The sequence below is a fragment of the Rhodococcus sp. NPDC060084 genome (assembly GCF_042730335.1).
Taxonomy (GTDB): Bacteria; Actinomycetota; Actinomycetes; order Mycobacteriales; family Mycobacteriaceae; genus Rhodococcus.
Genome location: NZ_JBHWWX010000045.1, coordinates 12,662 through 29,891, shown reverse-complemented (window position 1 = coordinate 29,891; position 17,230 = coordinate 12,662). Strand labels below are relative to the sequence as shown.

Here is a 17,230-nt window from a genome sequence, read left to right as displayed (position 1 = left end):
CGCCCCCGCCTCCGACGCGCGCGGGCGCTGGCCCGGGGTGTTCGACCGCGAATCCCCCTTGTCCTTCTGGGGCTGACGCACCGTGGTGAGTCCTTCGCGCAGCGCTTCGTCGATTCCGTCGAAGCCGGTGATCGACAGATGGCCCGGCACATCGAGTCCCGTCTGGTCGGCCCACGCCAGGGCGCCGAGCGCGAGAACGTCGGTCGTGCACATCAGTGCGGTGATCCTGGGGTTGACGCTCATGATCTGCGCCGCGCCCGACAACCCGTTTTCCGAGGTGTGCGTGTAGCGCTCGACGACAGTGAGCGAGGCCGGGTCCAGCCCGCCCGCCCGCATCGCGTCCTGCACTCCGAGGATGCGCTCGCGCTGCACGTGGAATCCGCTGCTGTCGAGGGTCGACAGATCGACGACACCGTCGTGGCGCTCGCGCCCGAGTCGCATGGACACGATACCGATGTGCCGGTGGCCGAGTCCGATGAGATGTGCGGCGAGATCCCGCATCGCGCCCCGGTCGTCGATGCCCACGACAGGGGTGTGCTCGAAACCGCGCGGCTGGTCACAGGCGACGATCGGCAGATTCCGTTCGAGCACCGCGGCCAGGTACGGATCTTCGGGCGGTACGGAGTAGACGACGAACCCGTCCACCGACGACCGGTGCACGACCTGCGCGGCTTCGGTGTCGGCGCGTCCGGGACCGGCGGGGATGAGCAGCAGACCTTGTCCGGCTGCCTCGCAGGCCTCCGACAGCCCGGACAGAAATCGCATGGCGGCGGGGTCCCGGAACGAGTAGCTCAGCGCCTCGGTGAGAAGGACGCCCACAGCACCGGCCTTGCGGGTGCGCAGGGACCGCGCCATCGGATCCGGGCCGGCGTACCCACGGCGCTTGGCCACATCGAGCACACGCTGGCGTAGCTCCGCGGACAGCTGATCGGGCCGGTTGTACGCGTTCGACACCGTGGTGCGGGAGATCTTCAGTTCGGCAGCGATCGAGGCCAGCGTCGCCTGTCGGCGGGGCTGACGGGACCTGGGCATGAGGGGACCGTAGTCCTGTGGGTCTCGTCACGGCGACGCGGGGACGGCGTAATTCGCCTTCCCGACCCGCTAAAGTGGAACGGTAACGATTACCAATAACGATTGGGCGTGCCTCCGGGGCCGTTCGTCGACTCTCGATTCAGGAGAAGACCACAGTGCGTTTGTCCTCCCGTACCGCGCTCGCGGCCGCCGCCGTGGCTTGCGTGACCACCTTGGCCGCGTGCGGGTCCGCCACCACCGGATCCGATGACGAGGACACCCTGCGCGTAGTCGCCTCCACCAACGTGTGGGGCTCCGTCGCCCAGGCCGTGGCCGGCGACCGTATCGAGGTCGAGTCCCTCATCACCGAACCGTCGGCCGACCCGCATTCCTACGAGGCGAGCCCGCTCGACGCCGCGGCGATCAGCGACGCGTCGCTCGTCGTCTACAACGGTGGTGGATACGACCAGTTCGTCGAGGACATCCTCGAGTCCGGTAGCGGCGACCCCGCGACCGTCGAGGCGTTCGCGCTCTTCGAATCCGGCGAAGGATCCGATCTGCACGCCGGCCACGACCACGAGGACACCCACGACACCGCGGGTACCCACGACACCGGTACCGACGACACAGCGGGCAGAACGGGTCACTCGCACGACGGGCACGACCACAGCGGCGTCAACGAGCACGTCTGGTACGACCTCGCGACCGCCGATGCGGTCGCGCACGCCGTCGCCGATCGCCTTGCGGAACTCGATCCGGAGGGTGCCGCCACTTACGAAGCCAATGCCGCGGCGTTCCACGACAATCTGCACGCCGTCGCCGATCGCGTGGCCTCGATCGCCGAAGCGCATCCCGACGCACCGATCGCGCAGACCGAATCCATCGCGACCTATCTGGTGACCGCGGCCGGACTCCGCGACGAGGTACCCGCAGACTTCGCGAATGCGATCGAGAACGGCACCGACCCGTCGCCCGCCGCCATCGCGGCCACCCGGCAATTGCTCCTCGACAAGCAGGTCCGCGCACTGCTGTACAACCCGCAGACCGAGGACAAGGTGAGCCGTGAGATGCGCGCGGCAGCAGAGGCGTCGGGTATTCCTGTCGTCGAAGTTTCCGAAACCCTGCCCGACGGTGTCGACTACATTCAGTGGCAGACCAGGACAGCCGAGGCGCTCGCTTCCGCACTCGACACCGAATCCTGACCACCCGCTCGAGAACACGGACTCCGGTGAATTCTTCGACACCCGACCGCGCCCACGCGGTCGAACTCCGCGGCGCGCGGCTGGCATTCGGCGATCGTGTGCTCTGGGACGATCTCGATCTCACCATCGAACCGGGTGAGTTCGTGGCCGTCCTCGGACCGAACGGGGCGGGCAAGACCTCCCTGCTGAAAGTCCTCCTCGGCCAGTTGCCGCTCAGCGGCGGAACCGCGACCATCGCGGGATCGCCGGTGCGTGCCGGTAATTCGCATCTGGGCTACGTGCCGCAGCAGAAGACCCTCGACGAGGGTGTCCCCCTGCGCGGGCGCGACCTGGTGGGTCTCGGCGTAGACGGTCACCGCTGGGGCACCGGGATCCGTTTCTGGAAGCAGCGGAAAGTCGCGGTGGACGCGGCACTCGCCCAGGTAGGAGCCGAGGCATACGCCGGGGCTCCCATCGGCGCCCTGTCGGGAGGCGAGCAACAACGTCTGCGTATCGCGCAGGCGCTGGTCGGCGATCCCCACGTCCTGCTGTGCGACGAGCCGTTGCTCAGCCTCGACCTCGCCAACCAGCACCTCGTCTCGTCGCTCATCGACCGGCGCCGTCGCGATCACAACACTGCCGTCCTGTTCGTCACGCACGAAATCAATCCGATCCTCCCTCTCGTCGATCGCGTGCTCTATCTCGTGGACGGTCAGTTCCGCATCGGGACGCCCTCCGAAGTCATGACCTCGGAGGTTCTTTCGGAGCTCTACCGCACCGACGTGGAGGTCCTCGAGGTGCGTGGGCGCCTCGTCGTCATCGGTACCGGGGACGCCATCGACGCGCTCGGCAGCGCCGGCGGTCTGCGTCCCGGCGAGGGCGTTCACCATCACGAACACGAGGACGACGCATGAGCAGCAAGTTCACCGACGCCATGGGACGGCTGTTCGACTTCGACACCACCGCCGACCTCCTGCAGTACGACTTCGTCCAGCAGGCCCTCGTCGCCGGTGCCATCCTCGGTCTCCTCGCCGGGATCATCGGCCCGTTGATCATCAGCCGGCAGATGGCGTTCTCGGTGCACGGCACCTCCGAGTTGTCCCTGACCGGTGCGGCCGCCGCTCTGCTTCTCGGCGTCTCCGTCGGGCTCGGGGCCGTGGTGGGCGCGGTGATCGCCGCGATCCTGTTCGGCATCCTGGGAACCCGCGCGCGCGAACGAGACTCCGTGATCGGTGTGGTCATGGCGTTCGGCCTCGGACTGGCCGTGCTGCTGCTCTGGGCGTACGACGGCCGCACCGGCGCGGCGTTCTCACTGCTGACCGGTCAGATCGTGGCGCCGGGAGGAACGGGCATCACTCTGCTCGCGACGTGCGCGGTCGTAGTCATCGGCACCCTGATCTTCATCTACCGTCCGCTGCTGTTCGCGAGCACCGACCCCGAAGTCGCCGCCGCGCGAGGCGTGCCGGTCCGGGCGCTGTCGATCGTCTTCGCCGTGCTCGTCGGAGTCACCGCGGCCCTCGGCGTGCAGATCGTCGGCGCCCTGCTCGTGATGGCGCTGCTCATCACACCGGCCGCTGCCGCCTCCCGAGTCGTGAGCGGACCACTCGCCGCAACCGTGCTGTCGGTGATCTTCGCGGAGATCGCCGCGGTGGGAGGAATCCTCCTCGCGCTCGCGCCCGGAGTCCCCGTGTCCAGCTTCATCACGACCATCGCGTTCGTCATCTACCTGGTGTGCCGGATTGTCGGGTCCTCGCGCAGGCGGCGGGGCGTCGGCCGCACTCCGTCCGCGAGCACCGTCCGGCACTGACGACCCGGTAGCGGACAATCGTCCGATGCGGTCCCGTAACAAGATTCTGCACGCCACCGTCGAACTGATCGGGGAGGTCGGCTTCGAAGGCGTGACCATCGCCGGCGCGGCACACGCTGCCGGGGTGTCCCGGCAGACCGTGTACTCGATCTTCGGGTCCCGGGAAGAACTTGTGTCCCAGGCCGTCGCGGGAGTGGCGGTGGAGGCACTCGCGGGGATCCACACGCGTCTCCGACATATCGCAACCCCCGCCGACTACGTCGTCGAACTCATCGTCGCGAGCCGGACCGTCGTGCGCGACAACGCCATCCTGGCCGCGTTGCTGCGCTCCGAACGAGAGAACCCGGTGTTCGACAACGGCATGGTCGCGCGGGCAAAGCCGGTCGCGCGCACCCTGTTCGCGCCGCTCGTTACCCGGCACCCCGACGTGGAATCACAACTCGAGGACATCATCGAGATCTCGCTCTTTCTGGGGTTGTCCGTAGTGCTGTTCGACGACGAAGCGGTGCACTCCGACGACGAACTCAGACGCTTCCTGACCCGGTGGCTCGGGCCGGCGCTGTCACATACCCGGCCCGAAGCAGGACCGGGATCTTGACACTATGGCCCCAGAGTGTCTAGTTTTGCGACGCCTCCGGGGCCGGCTGTCCGAAGACCCCCGAGGCCGACGCAACCATCCGGGGGGATCACTTGCCGCACGTCACACGCCGGGCTTTTCTCGCCGGAGCCGCAGTCGCCGGATTGTCGCTCGCGGGAACCGGAGTCGCCCCGGCCGCACTCGGCATCGCAGCGCGCGTGAACAGGGTCCCTCTCACGCGGGAAGAACACCGCGTCGTCGTCGTCGGATCCGGGTTCGGAGGTGGCGTGACGGCGCTACGGCTCGCACAGGCCGGCGTGCGCGTCACCGTCCTCGAACGCGGAATACGGTGGCCGACCGGACCGAATTCGACGACCTTTCCGCGAATCGACGCACCCGACAAGCGGATTCTGTGGCACCGGTCGAATCCCGAACTGTTCGGCCGCACGCATGTGTTCGAGCCGTACACCGGTCTCGTCGAGGCGGTCGCCGGTGAGAACATGACTGCCCTGTGCGCAGCCGGCGTCGGGGGCGGGTCGCTCCTGTATCAGGGGATGTCGTTGCAGCCCAGCGAGTCCGTGTTCGAAGCGAACCTCCCGAACGAACTCGACTGGGCCACCCTGGACCGCGTGCACTATCCGCGAGTCGCGCGCATGCTGAAGCTTGCCGTCGCACCCGACGAACTGGTGGCGAGCCCTCACTACAAGACCTCCCGGATCTTCGCCGAGCGCGTCACACGAGCGGGCCTACCGCTCGACAAGATCCCGATGCCGATCGACTGGGACTACGCACTGGCCGAACTTCGCGGCGAGATGCGGCCGTCGTATACCGACGGGTCCGGCGCACTGGGTGTCAACAACGGTGGCAAGCATTCGGTCGATGTCACCTACATCGCCGCAGCCGAGCAGACCGGCCTGGTGACGGTGGAGACGCTCCACGAGGTAACCGACGTCGCGCGCGCCGCCGACGGGCGATGGACCGTGCACGTCGACCGGATCGACACCACCGGCGCGGTGGTCGAGAACAAGATCCTCACCACCGACGCCCTCGTACTGTCCGCGGGCAGTCTCAACACGACCCGCCTTCTCGTGCGCGCATCGGCGCACGGCCGGATCACCGACATGCCCGACGAACTCGGCGGCGGGTGGGGGTCGAACGCGGACCGCATCTACCTCTGGACCAGTCTGGAAGACAGCTTCGGTGCAGTGCAGGGCGGCCCGCTCGTGTACGGCAGCAAGAACTGGGACGACCCGAACAACGCGTTCACCGTCATCCAGGCGTCCATCCCCTCCGCGTACGGACTCGACACCCGCAGCACGGTCATGGTCGGTTTCGGCGTCAGCGCGGGCCGAGGACATTTCGTCTACGACTCCGGCCGCGACGATGCGATTCTGCGGTGGCCCACAGACGGCGACGCAGCCATCCAGAACGATCACATCGATCCTGCCGCCCGCAAGATCGCCGGGCCGAACGACATCCTGACGGACACGAACACCGTTGTCCCGTCCACCTGGCACCCCCTCGGCGGAGCGAGTATGGGAACCGTCTGCGATCTCGACGGGCGGGTGCTCGGGCAGCGCGGCCTGTATGTACTCGACGGGGCACTCATGCCCGGCAACACGGCGGCCTGCAACCCGTCGATGACGATCGCCGCAGTTGTCGAGCGAGCCCTCGACGACATCGTCGCGCGCGACGTGGGCGTCGTCTTCTGACAGCACTTCCGCTCGAAAGAGCATCGCGGGAGAGCGCGGGCCGGTTGCGGCCCCACCGGCCCTAGACTTGTCTCGTGCCTCGCATCGACCTCAACAGCGACCTCGGTGAAAGCTACGGCCAGTGGCGGCTCGGCGACGACGAGACGATGCTCGGACTCGTCTCGAGCGCGAACATCGCCTGCGGGTTCCATGCGGGCGACCCCTCGACGTTGCTCGACACCTGCCGGGCCGCCGCAGAACGCGACGTGCGGATCGGCGCGCAGGTGGGATATCAGGATCTCGCCGGCTTCGGCCGGAGGTTCATCGATGTGACGCCGGCCGAACTCACCGCCGAAGTGATCTACCAGATCGGCGCTCTGGAGGGACTCGCGCGGGTTGCGGGTTCGTCCGTCAGTTACGTCAAACCGCACGGCGCGCTGTACAACGCGGTGGTGCACCATCGCGAGCAGGCTCGTGCGGTGGTCGCTGCGGTGTGCGCGTACGACGACTCGCTGCCGGTTCTCGGCCTGCCGGGGTCGGTGCTTCTCGACGAGGCCGAACGCGCGGGACTGCCGGTGGTCAGCGAGGCGTTCGCCGATCGCGCGTACACACCCGAGGGCACACTCGTCTCCCGGCACGAACCCGATGCGATCCTCCACGACCCGGACACGGTGGCGCGACGCGTGCTGCGCATGGTGACGGAAGGTGTGGTGACGGCACTCGACGGCAGTGACGTGCCCGTCACCGCTCGGTCGGTGTGCATTCACGGCGACTCCCCCGGCGCCACCGCGATGGCAATTGCCGTACGTGCTCTGCTCGACGCCGAGAGCATCGGTATCGAAGCATTCGTGTGAGGGACGATCGATGAGGATCCTGCCGAACGGAGACGCCGCGCTGCTCGCCGAGTTCGCATCGCTCGACGACGTGCTCGCGCACTACCGGGCGCTCGACGCGGACCGGCCGCACGGCGTCGTCGACCTCGTTCCCGCCGCCCGTACGGTGCTGGTTCGCTTCGAACCCCGGGAGATTCGCGGAGACACCGTGCGCCGATGGATCGCCGAGACCCCACCTGTAGATGCGGACACCCTCGTCGCCGACGAGATCGTGATCGATGTCCGGTACGACGGCCCCGATCTCACGGAGGTCGGAGAGAGGACCGGACTGGGTGCGGACGGCGTGATCTCGGCACACACGGACCGGGCCTGGACCGTCGCCTTCGGCGGGTTCGCTCCCGGATTCGCGTACCTCACCGGAGGTGACGATCGTCTGCAGGTTCCCCGGCGCGAGTCGCCGCGTGTCGCGGTTCCGGCCGGAGCCGTGGGGCTGGCCGGCGAGTTCTCCGGGATCTACCCCCGGCAGTCACCGGGAGGATGGCAGCTGATCGGGACGACCGATGCCGAACTGTGGCAACCGGATCGGATCCCTGCTGCGTTGCTCCGGCCCGGTGTCCGCGTCCGGTTCCGGCCGGTGCGGCGTCCGCTGGTGACAGAGTCGTCGGCGCCCGACATCCGACGCACGGATGGGTGACGGCGCCGTGCGCGAGACTGGGGCGGTGGCGTGGTTCGAGGTTGTCTCCCCCGGCGTTCTCACGACAGTCCAGGATCGCGGTCGCCCCGGCCACGGCGGAACCGGACTGACCACGTCCGGCGCTGCCGACCGGACGGCGCACGATGCGGCGAACCGGTTGGTGGGCAACCACCCCGGCGCCGCCACCCTCGAGGTCACGGCCGGCGGGCTCGTCGTGCGGAGCGTCGGCGCGATGATCGTGGCGGTGACCGGGGCGCGTGCCGAGGTCACCGTGAACGAGCGGCCACGGGGTGACTGGTCGCGGATTCACCTGAGCAACGACGATGTGCTGGCGATCCGGCCACCGTCGATCGGACTGCGGTCCTACCTGGCTGTCCGCGGAGGCATCGATGTTCCCGAGGTGCTCGGGAGCCGGGCCACCGACACGCTGTCGAACACCGGTCCCGCGCCCGTTCGGGCAGGTGATCGTCTACCGGTGGGCGCACTCGCCGACGCCCTGCCTGTCGAAGAACAGTTCCCCCCGCCCGCCGACCTGGGCGATCCGGTGGAACTGGGGGTGCGCCTCGGCCCGCGCGACGACTGGTTCACGCCGGCCTCCGTGCGCGCCCTGCTGCGGGAACGCTGGACGGTGACGCCCCGGCTCGACCGGATCGGCATCAGGCTGCGGGGCACCGGACCGCTCCACCGGTCGCGGCGAGCCGAACTTCCGAGCGAGGGAATGGTTCCCGGAGCACTACAGGTACCCCCCGAGGGGCATCCGGTGCTGTTCCTCGCCGACCATCCCGTCACGGGTGGATACCCGGTGATCGCAGTGGTGGCACGCGCCGATCTTCCCCTCGCAGCACAGTTGCGGCCGGGCCACCGGGTGCGGTTCTCCGTCACCCGGTAGCCCGGCCGCATGCTGTGTCGTCTGCGACGTCACTCGGAGAGAGGCGACAGCCTGCCGTCGATCATTTCCAGTACGCGATCGCAGTGCACGAGCACGTCGTGGTCGTGCGTGACCATGATCGTGGCGACCCCGGCACTATGGGTCTCGTCCGCCAGAAGCTGCACGACGTCGTGGCTCCGAGCACGGTCCAGCGCCGCGGTGGGCTCGTCGACGAGCAACACGGCGGGTTCGGTGACCAGGGCGCGAGCGATACCCACGCGCTGACGTTCGCCACCGGACAGCTGGCCCGGACGCTTGTTCGCGCGGTGGGTCATGCCGACGGATTCGAGGAGCTCGTGGGGGTCACGCCCGGGCCGTCCCGTGATCGTCGACATCAATCGCAGCTGGTCGAGCGCGGTCAGTGCCGGCAGCAGATTCGAGGACTGGAACACGAACCCGATTTGATTGCGGCGGATTTCGGCGAGCTGACGACGCGGTGTGGCGGTCAGGTCGACGTCCCGCAGCACAACCGTGCCGGTGGTGGGATGAATCAGTCCTCCGGCCACGGCCAGGAGACTGGATTTGCCCGCGCCGGACGGACCGACGATCGCGACCAGTTCGCCGGGGGCAACTTCGAGGTTCACGTCGTCGAGTGCGGTGACGGTGCTGTCGCCGTCGCCGAACTGCAGGCCGACATTCCGCAGGCTCAGGCCCGTGGTGGTGGTGAGGGCGCTCATCGATTCTCTCCCAGTGCCGTCAGGGGGTTGATACGGGTGATTCGCACGATCGCGAGTCCGGCCCCGATGAGGCCGAGCACGATCAGCAACAGTGCGCCTTGCAGAATCGGGCCCGTTTGGAGCGAGAACGGCATGCCCGTTCCTTCGAGTCCGGAGCCGAGGCCGAGGCCGACGAGGACACCGAAGGCGACGGACACGACGAGAATCAGGGCTGCCTGGATGATGCTGTCGCGCATCAGATATCCGGTGGACGCACCCATCGCGCGGAGGACCGCGAGTTCACGCAGCCGCTGGACGGTCCAGATGCTGAAGAACGCACCGACGACCAGTGCCGAAATCGCGTAGAGGAACGCGATGATCATGGACATCGTCATCGTCTCCGCGGAGTAACCCGGGGAGGAGTCGAACGACTCCTCGACGGTCTTGCTCGCAGTGCCTGCTGCGGCGTCACCGGCGGCCAGGTCGGGAAGGGAGCCGTCCGTTCCCTGGATCGCGACGACACTCGCCTCCGTGTACGCCCGCGGTTCGGTGGCGGCGCCTTCGAGCGTGCCCGCGTTGATTTCCTGCCAGGTTGCCAGCGGCACGTACGCGATGTCGACGTGGCCGAAGGTGCGCTTGTCCTCCGTGAACCCGACGACGGTCATTTCCGTCCCGAGCCGGTCGACCGTCACGGTGTCGCCGACAGCGACACCTTCGTCACGAGCGGTCTCGCTGAGGATGATGTCTCTCGGCCCGCTCAGCTGTGTGCCTTCGCCTGCGGTGGGCTCGAGGAAGGAGCCCGGCACAATGCCGAAGAGTGTCAGGTCGATCGCCATGCCGCCGCCGGTGTGCGCGTTGACGATGGCGTTGCCCATCAGCTCGGCGTGCTCGACGCCGGGCTGGGCAGCCCATGCCGCCGCCTGCTCTTCGGTGACGACGGACCGCGAGAATGCGGAGTCCGTCTTCGTGCCCTCCTGGAAGGCGAACGCCTGGGCGGGCGTCCGCTGAAGGCCCGAGACTCCGTCGTCGACGAGTCCGGAGGACAGGCCCGAGAGGATGACCATCAGAACCGAGATCAGGGCGATGACGGATGCCATCAGCAGAACACGTGTACGCGCGAACACCAGTTCACGCACTGCAAGAAACATAGGGGCTCCTGGAAAGGATCGCTCAGGCGAAGGCACCTGGGATGAGGTAGGCGGGCACGGGACTCACTTCTCCGATTTCAACAGAGGATGAGTTGCATTACCACTAAGGTTTACCTACGACAATGGGTAGTTTCCCGACCTCGAAACGCGCCAGAAACCGCCCTCTACCTGCGCTTATCACTGATCTTGCCGGCGGCCGGCCAGGCCTGAAATTTGATGACGACATGTCGTCAACATCATGGTTCGAGACGCGCTCGGGCCCCCCGAAGGCATCCGAGCCGACGCACTTTCGGCGCGCTCGATCCGCCGGGGTGTACCCTTCGATCGGTCACAAGTCCCCGATCCGATCCCGGAGCAATACGTGCCTATCCTGAACGCCGGGCACACCGTGGCCGAGCACAAATCCGCCACTCGCACTCGCATCCTCAGCGCTTTCGCCGAGGTGCTGGCCCGCGAGGGATGGGACGGCGCATCGGTCAAAGCCGTCGCCGCGCAAGCCGGCCTGACCCGCACGGTGATCTACAACTACTACGCCGACAAATCCGAGATGCTCCTCGCGTGGTCCGCCCACGAAATCGAGCGGTTTCTCGATCTGCTCACGCGCAAGCTCGCCGGGATGGACGATCCCCGCGACATGCTCGAGACCGTCGTCGAGCTGGTTCTCCTCGAATTCGCCGGGCCCCACCCCGTGACACCGCCCGTGATGAGCCTGATCCCGAATGCGACCAAGCTGGAGTTCACCTCGCAACTCAACGAACTCGAGGACGTGGTCTACCGGATCCTCGTCGAGGGCGAGAAGTCGGGAGTGTTCCGGCTGATCGACGCACGGTCCGCGAGCCGGTGCATCCTGGGCTGCCTGGACCCCCACCGCCAGGTGCTGGCCGACGGCGGGCCGGTCGACGAGGTGATCTCGATGGTGGTTCCGTTCGTGATGGGGGCCGTGGGCGCCCTCGACCGTGACCCGCACGCCGAACCCGGCTGTGCGGCGATCTGCGACGCGGGCGAGGAGAACCTGTCGTCCGAGTCCTGATCGGAGACGGCTCTCAGGCGTCCGATCGAGCCTGGGAACCGGGTTCCCCCGAGATCTCCGGATTCGTGACACGCCGTACGAACTCGATCGTCTGAGCGAGGGCGCGGCGTGCGGGAGGCGAGACGCCGGGCAGGCTGAGGTACCCGTGGACTGCGTTCTCGTACTCCGTCAGGGTCACGTCGCCGCCCTTCTCGCGCAGCGCATCCGCATAGAACACGCCGTTGTCGCGCAGCGGATCGTGCCCGGCGACCTGGATGAGCGCAGGAATCGTGGCGCCGGCGAGACTGCCGCGCAACGGTGCCGCCGTGGGCGCGTACGGATCTGCGCCGTCGAGGTACAAGCGGACGAACGCGCGCATACCGCGGGAGGTCAGGACGGGCGCATCGGCGTGCTCGCGCTCGGAGGGAAATACCTCTTCCATCTCGGTGCCCGGATAGACGAGCACCTGTCCGACCAGTGCGGAGAGGCCGGACTGCGCGGCGAGATCCGCGACGACCGCGGCGAGATTGCCGCCGGCACTGTCCCCGGCCACCACCACCCTCGTCCCGTCCACGCCGAGTTCGGCAGCATGCTCGACCACCCACAGCAGAGACGACCAGCAGTCGAATACCGCCGCAGGGTACGGGTTTTCGGGCGCAAGCCGGTAATCGACAGACACGACGACGCACGGAGACTCCGCAGCCATGTGGCTCGCCCACCACTCGTCCTGCTCGGGCTCACCGAGCACCCAGCCTCCGCCGTGGAAGAGCACTACGGCAGGGAGAGGACCGGGCGCCGAACCCGACGGCCGGTAGATGCGCAGGCGCAACGTAACAGACTCGGTGGCGGATTCGAGTCCGGCGATCTCGGCGGGCTGCAACTCGACCGTGCGGTCGACGATGTGCGCGGCGCGGTGTGGCCGGCCGGCGACCCATCGCCCGACGCGCGAGGACAACAGCTTCGTCCGGCGTGCGCGTCGCGCGGGGACCGCCTCGGGCGGTTCGTCCGCGATGGACGCGCCGGTGAGGCCCTCCACGAGGGCGAACAGCTTGGTACGGAACGGGAGCGGAGCGGCCACGGCCGCAACACTAGAGGACCGCGGTCGCTTCCGGAACGGTGGCGCGCTCCGAGCGGTGGAGCGCACTGAGGCACAGACCTTGCACGGGACGGGTGGCCTCGGACCGGAAACGGCCTCCTACCTGCGCGACACTCTGGACGACGTTGTCACGCACCGTGATCCATTCCTCTTCTCCCGAACTCGACTGAACCGAGACGACGCCGTCGACGACATGGTCGAACGTGAAGTGCGACAACACCTCCGGGAACCGGTCGCGGCGTCCCCTCAGCACCCGCCGCATACGGGCACGCGGCGACAGGAACGAATCGATCAGATAGGCGAGCCATTCGGCGTGCCGGAAGAAGTGCTCGTCGCCGTCCCACACCAGAGCCGATCCGTCGTCCGTGGGAGTCCACTGGCACCACGACATCGGACGACCCCGCGTCGGCAGACCGTCCCGTCCCGCATTGTGCCGCCCGCTCGCGGGACCGGCGAAGGCGCGAAGGAACTCGATCTCACCGGCGTTCAGAGGCGGTGAAACCTCGAACCGACCGTCGAATCGAGCGCTGTACATACGGTGCCTCCCCACGTCGACTGTTGTGCTTCTTTACCCCGTCCGGCGGGCTTCCACACCGATCCGGGGCAGACAATCCGGCCAATCGAGACATCACCCTCGTCACAAATGTGAATCTCTGTTAACTTTCTCGCGACATCGGTGGCGGAGACAGAGGTGGCGACGTGTTGCGTCGGATAACGGCAGCAGTCATGGGTACAGCGATCGTGGCAGCGGGCACGATCATGGGAAGCGGCGTCGCATCCGCCGAAGACACTGGGGCTCAGCAGTACCCGCTCGCGCCGACATTTCTCGACGGCATCGGAATGGAACTCGCGAACCCGGGAGGGTCGGCGCCCGGCTCCAACGACTGGTCGTGTGAGCCCTCCGACGAGCACCCCGACCCGGTGATCCTCGTACACGGAACAGCCGCTAATCGACAGGACAACTGGGCCTACCTGTCACCACTGCTTGCAAACGAGGGCTACTGCGTCTTCGCGCTCACATACGGCAACTATCCCGACCTGCCGTGGCCGCTGAACGCATTCGGCGGCCTGAAACCCATGGAACAGAGCGCCGCCGAGTTGTCGGTGTTCGTCGACGAGGTGCTGGAGGCGACCGGGGCCGAGAAAGTCGCCCTCGTCGGCCATTCGCAAGGCACCCTCATGCCCACGTACTACCTCAACCGTCTCGGCGGCAACACCAAGGTCCGGGACCACATCTCCCTCGCGCCGCTGTGGGACGGCAGCCACGCGTTCCTGCTCGAAGCCACCTTCTCGTTGTTCGGCCAGGCCGGTCTGCGTGACGAACTCGAACAACTCGTCGCGACCGTGGGCTGCGGGGCATGCCCGCAGGTGCTCGCCGGCTCCCAGTGGTTCCGGGATCTGCACGCCGACGGCGTCTACGCGCCCGAGGTCCGGTACACCAACATCATCACGCGATACGACGAACTGGTGCTTCCGCACACCAGCGGCTACCGGGAAGCCGGCAACGCCACGAACTTCGTGCTGCAGGACCACTGCGAGGCGGACTGGGCCGAACACGTCGCCATCGTCAACGACCCCGTGGCGGCAGCGGTCGTCCTCAACGCCCTCGACCCGGACAACCCGCGCCCGGTGCCGTGCGTATCGGTGCCGCCGTTCACGGGATGGTCACCCACCGCACCCTCGCCGTAGAAACGACCGCGACCGCCGTGGTAGCGGCGGTCGCGGTGTCGAAGCCGGGTGACGCTACGCGCGGCGCTGCCGGGCGATGTCGGCGAGCACGACGCCCGCAGCCACCGACGCGTTGAGCGATTCCACATCGCCTGCCATCGGGATCGACAACACGGCGTCACAGGTTTCGCGGACCAGACGCGACAAGCCCTTACCCTCGGAGCCGACCACCACGACCACCGGATCGGTGCCGTCGAACTCGTCGAGCGTGGTGTCTCCGCCGGCGTCGAGACCAACGACACGCACACCCTGCGCCTGCCAGTCCTTGAGCGTGCGGGTCAGGTTGGTGGCGCGCGCGACGGGCAGTCGTGCTGCCGCGCCCGCACTGGTCCGCCATGCCACGGCGGTCACCGACGCCGAACGCCGCTGCGGGATGACCACGCCGTGTCCGCCGAACGCCGCGACCGAGCGGATGACGGCACCGAGGTTGCGCGGATCCGAGATGTTGTCGAGCGCGACCAGCAGCGGCCGCTCATGGAGTTCTTTCGCGCGGGTGATCAGGTCGTCGGGATGCACGTACCGATACGGCGGCACCTGGAGACCCACGCCCTGGTGCATTCCGTTGGTGGACAGCCGGTCGAGTTCCGCGCGCGACACCTCGAGGATCGAGATGCCCATGTCGGCGGCCCGCTGCACGGCTTCCTTGAGTCGCTCGTCCGCTTCGGCTCCGACCGCGACGTACAGAGCGGTCGCGGGAACCTCGGCACGCAGGCATTCGACGACGGGGTTGCGGCCCAGCACCATCTCCGGCCCGTCCTCGGGCTTGCGGCCCGCCGGACGCCGACCGCCACCACGGGAGGTATCGGTCGCCTTCGCGGCAGCACGGGATCGCCGTGCGGCGGCGTGGTACGGACGATCCTCGGCCTTGGGTGTCGCACCGCGCGGTTCCAGACCACGACGGCGCTGACCGCCGGAGCCGACGACCTGCCCCTTCTTGGTTCCGCCCTTACGAATTGCGCCGCGGCGCTGGGAATTGCCTGCCATCACTGTCCTGCTTTCAGAGACCACTCGGGTCCGTTCGGCGTATCGGTCACTTCGATACCTGCCGCTGTCAACCGGTCGCGCACCTCGTCGGCGATCGCCCAGTTCTTGTCTGCTCGCGCATTCTGCCTGCGGACGAGATCCGCGGAGACGAGCACGTCGAGCGCTTCCAGAGCCGCCGATCGGTCGGCGGTGGAGTCACTCCAGTGTGCATCGAGTGGGTCCACTCCGAGAATTCCGAGCATCGCGCGCACCTGCGACGCGATCCGGACGGCCTCATCGAGATCACCGTTGTCGAGTGCCTTGTTGCCCTCGCTGCGCCGGCCGTGGATCTCGGCGAGCGCCTTGGGCACACCGAGATCGTCGTCGAGTGCCTGCGCGAATTCGTCCGTCCACGTACCGACCGGAACCTCGCCCGCACGATCGCGGGTCTTGAGCACGAACGATTCGAGACCCCGGTAGGCGGCGGCCGCTTCCTGGAGCGCTGCCTCGGAGTACTCGAGCATCGAACGGTAGTGCGCACTGCCGAGGTAGTACCGCAATTCCTGGGGCCGGACCTTGGTGAGCACGTTCGGGACCGAGAGCACGTTGCCGAGCGACTTGGACATCTTCTCGCCGCCCATGGTCACCCAGCCGTTGTGCAGCCAGTACCGGGCGAAGCCGTCGCCTGCCGCCCGAGCCTGAGCGATTTCGTTCTCGTGGTGGGGAAAGACAAGATCCATTCCGCCGCAATGAATGTCGAAGGTGCCACCGAGATAGAACGTAGCCATCGCAGAGCATTCGAGGTGCCATCCGGGACGGCCGCGCCCCCACGGAGTGGGCCACGAGGGCTCACCCGGCTTCGCCGCCTTCCACAGAGTGAAGTCGCGAGGGTCGCGCTTGCCGAGCCCGGCGCTCTCACCCTGGTGCACGTCGTCGAGCTTGTGCCCGGACAGCGACCCGTACTCGGGATAGCTCTTCACGTCGAAGTAGACGTTGCCGTCGGAGGGGTACGCATGGCCCGCCGCGATGAGTCGTTCCATGAGGTCGACCATCTGCGTGACGTGCCCGGTGGCGCGTGGCTCGATAGACGGCGGAAGGACACCGAGCGCGTCGTAGGCCCGGTTGAACGCGCGCTCGAAGGTCGCCGCCCATTCCCACCACGGACGGCCGGCTTCCGCGGCCTTGCGGAGGATCTTGTCCTCGATGTCTGTGACGTTTCTCACAAACGCGACGTCGAGGCCCTGGGCTGTCAGCCACCTGCGGAGAACATCGAAGGCGACACCACTGCGCACATGGCCGATGTGGGGTTCGCCTTGAACGGTGGCACCACACAGGTACACCGAGGCATGGCCGGGGACGAGCGGCACGAATTCCCGCACATCCCGCGTTTCGGTGTCGTAAAGGCGCAAGGTCACGACCGTCGATCCTACCGGTCGTCGCTCTGCTGCAGGACGAGCGCGGTGGCGATCGCCGCCACACCCTCGCCTCGTCCGGTCAATCCCAGACCGTCCGTGGTCGTCGCAGACACCGACACGGGAGCGCCCAGGACGTCGGACAGCACGCGCTGCGCCTCGTCGCGTCGCGGCCCGATCTTCGGACGGTTACCCACCACCTGGACCGCCGCGTTGCCGATCGTCCATCCCGCCTCCGTCAGGAGCCTGCGCACCTCGGCGAGCATGGCCGCGCCCGATGCGCCCGCCATCTCCGGACGGTCGGTACCGAAGACTGTTCCCAGGTCGCCGAGACCGGCCGCGGACAGCAGCGCGTCGCACAGGGCGTGCGCGGCGACGTCACCGTCCGAGTGGCCCGAGCATCCGTCGGCGTCCTCGAACAGCAGTCCGGCCATCCAGCACGGCCGACCCGCCTCGACGGGATGCACGTCCGTTCCGATTCCGACACGCACGACGG

The 17,230-nt window shown here is 67.7% G+C and carries 18 protein-coding genes; 10 read left to right on the top strand and 8 right to left on the bottom strand.

Going from position 1 to position 17,230, the window contains the following annotated elements; translation table 11 throughout:
* The coding region (locus ACFWBU_RS18675) for a substrate-binding domain-containing protein (RefSeq protein WP_378528953.1) at positions 1-1,032 on the bottom strand (1,032 nt) is incomplete at its 3' end.
* A gap of 155 nt (positions 1,033-1,187) precedes the next feature.
* Between ACFWBU_RS18675 and ACFWBU_RS18670 the strand changes: the two genes are divergently transcribed.
* From ACFWBU_RS18670 to ACFWBU_RS18635, 8 genes are all read left to right on the top strand, one after another.
* A complete protein-coding gene (locus ACFWBU_RS18670) occupies positions 1,188-2,213 on the top strand; it encodes a metal ABC transporter solute-binding protein, Zn/Mn family (RefSeq protein WP_378528952.1) in 1,026 nt (341 codons plus the stop codon).
* A gap of 26 nt (positions 2,214-2,239) precedes the next feature.
* Positions 2,240-3,106, top strand: coding sequence for a metal ABC transporter ATP-binding protein (locus tag ACFWBU_RS18665; RefSeq protein WP_169622760.1), 867 nt, complete (start codon positions 2,240-2,242; stop codon positions 3,104-3,106).
* Positions 3,103-3,999, top strand: coding sequence for a metal ABC transporter permease (locus ACFWBU_RS18660; RefSeq protein WP_169622761.1), 897 nt, complete (start codon positions 3,103-3,105; stop codon positions 3,997-3,999). Before ACFWBU_RS18665 ends, ACFWBU_RS18660 begins: the two co-directional genes overlap by 4 nt.
* A 25-nt stretch (positions 4,000-4,024) precedes the next feature.
* Positions 4,025-4,597: a TetR/AcrR family transcriptional regulator gene (locus tag ACFWBU_RS18655; protein ID WP_378528951.1), complete on the top strand. Its 573-nt coding sequence runs from the start codon at positions 4,025-4,027 to the stop codon at positions 4,595-4,597.
* 92 nt (positions 4,598-4,689) lie between these two features.
* Positions 4,690-6,288 (top strand): GMC oxidoreductase, encoded by a 1,599-nt coding sequence (locus ACFWBU_RS18650; RefSeq protein ID WP_378528950.1) that lies wholly within the window; start codon positions 4,690-4,692, stop codon positions 6,286-6,288.
* A 74-nt stretch (positions 6,289-6,362) separates the two neighbouring features.
* A complete protein-coding gene (locus ACFWBU_RS18645; protein WP_169622764.1) occupies positions 6,363-7,121 on the top strand; it encodes a LamB/YcsF family protein in 759 nt (252 codons plus the stop codon).
* 10 nt (positions 7,122-7,131) lie between these two features.
* Entirely contained in the window at positions 7,132-7,794 is a 663-nt protein-coding gene (locus ACFWBU_RS18640; protein WP_378528949.1) for an allophanate hydrolase subunit 1, read from the top strand.
* A gap of 25 nt (positions 7,795-7,819) precedes the next feature.
* Positions 7,820-8,683, top strand: coding sequence for a biotin-dependent carboxyltransferase family protein (locus ACFWBU_RS18635; protein ID WP_296551627.1), 864 nt, complete (start codon positions 7,820-7,822; stop codon positions 8,681-8,683).
* A 29-nt stretch (positions 8,684-8,712) separates the two neighbouring features.
* On the opposite strand, the gene ACFWBU_RS18630 is transcribed toward ACFWBU_RS18635, so the two are convergent.
* Both ACFWBU_RS18630 and ACFWBU_RS18625 read right to left on the bottom strand, forming a co-directional pair.
* Positions 8,713-9,399: an ABC transporter ATP-binding protein gene (locus ACFWBU_RS18630; protein WP_169622767.1), complete on the bottom strand. Its 687-nt coding sequence runs from the start codon at positions 9,397-9,399 to the stop codon at positions 8,713-8,715.
* Complete coding sequence (locus ACFWBU_RS18625) at positions 9,396-10,526, bottom strand: ABC transporter permease (protein ID WP_206037361.1); 1,131 nt, start codon at positions 10,524-10,526, stop codon at positions 9,396-9,398. Before ACFWBU_RS18625 ends, ACFWBU_RS18630 begins: the two co-directional genes overlap by 4 nt.
* A gap of 361 nt (positions 10,527-10,887) precedes the next feature.
* Between ACFWBU_RS18625 and ACFWBU_RS18620 the strand changes: the two genes are divergently transcribed.
* The gene (locus tag ACFWBU_RS18620) at positions 10,888-11,556 is read left to right on the top strand and encodes a TetR/AcrR family transcriptional regulator (protein ID WP_169622768.1); all 669 of its coding nucleotides are present in this window, start codon (positions 10,888-10,890) and stop codon (positions 11,554-11,556) included.
* A 13-nt stretch (positions 11,557-11,569) separates the two neighbouring features.
* On the opposite strand, the gene ACFWBU_RS18615 is transcribed toward ACFWBU_RS18620, so the two are convergent.
* Both ACFWBU_RS18615 and ACFWBU_RS18610 read right to left on the bottom strand, forming a co-directional pair.
* Positions 11,570-12,613, bottom strand: a complete 1,044-nt coding sequence (locus ACFWBU_RS18615; protein ID WP_169622769.1) for an alpha/beta hydrolase — start codon at positions 12,611-12,613, stop codon at positions 11,570-11,572.
* A 10-nt stretch (positions 12,614-12,623) separates the two neighbouring features.
* Entirely contained in the window at positions 12,624-13,166 is a 543-nt protein-coding gene (locus ACFWBU_RS18610; protein WP_378528948.1) for a hypothetical protein, read from the bottom strand.
* A 191-nt stretch (positions 13,167-13,357) separates the two neighbouring features.
* Between ACFWBU_RS18610 and ACFWBU_RS18605 the strand changes: the two genes are divergently transcribed.
* The gene (locus ACFWBU_RS18605; protein ID WP_169622770.1) at positions 13,358-14,320 is read left to right on the top strand and encodes an alpha/beta fold hydrolase; all 963 of its coding nucleotides are present in this window, start codon (positions 13,358-13,360) and stop codon (positions 14,318-14,320) included.
* 54 nt (positions 14,321-14,374) lie between these two features.
* Here the strand turns inward: ACFWBU_RS18605 and rlmB are convergent, their stop codons facing one another.
* From rlmB to ispF, 3 genes are read right to left on the bottom strand one after another with little or no spacing between them, the layout of a single operon-like run.
* Complete coding sequence (rlmB, locus tag ACFWBU_RS18600) at positions 14,375-15,343, bottom strand: 23S rRNA (guanosine(2251)-2'-O)-methyltransferase RlmB (RefSeq protein ID WP_169622771.1); 969 nt, start codon at positions 15,341-15,343, stop codon at positions 14,375-14,377.
* On the bottom strand, positions 15,343-16,737 hold the full coding sequence (gene cysS / locus ACFWBU_RS18595) for a cysteine--tRNA ligase (protein ID WP_169653260.1): 1,395 nt from the start codon (positions 16,735-16,737) through the stop codon (positions 15,343-15,345). Before cysS ends, rlmB begins: the two co-directional genes overlap by 1 nt.
* Before the next feature lie 11 nt (positions 16,738-16,748).
* Entirely contained in the window at positions 16,749-17,225 is a 477-nt protein-coding gene (gene ispF / locus ACFWBU_RS18590; protein ID WP_169622773.1) for a 2-C-methyl-D-erythritol 2,4-cyclodiphosphate synthase, read from the bottom strand.
* Positions 17,226-17,230 lie beyond the last annotated feature (5 nt).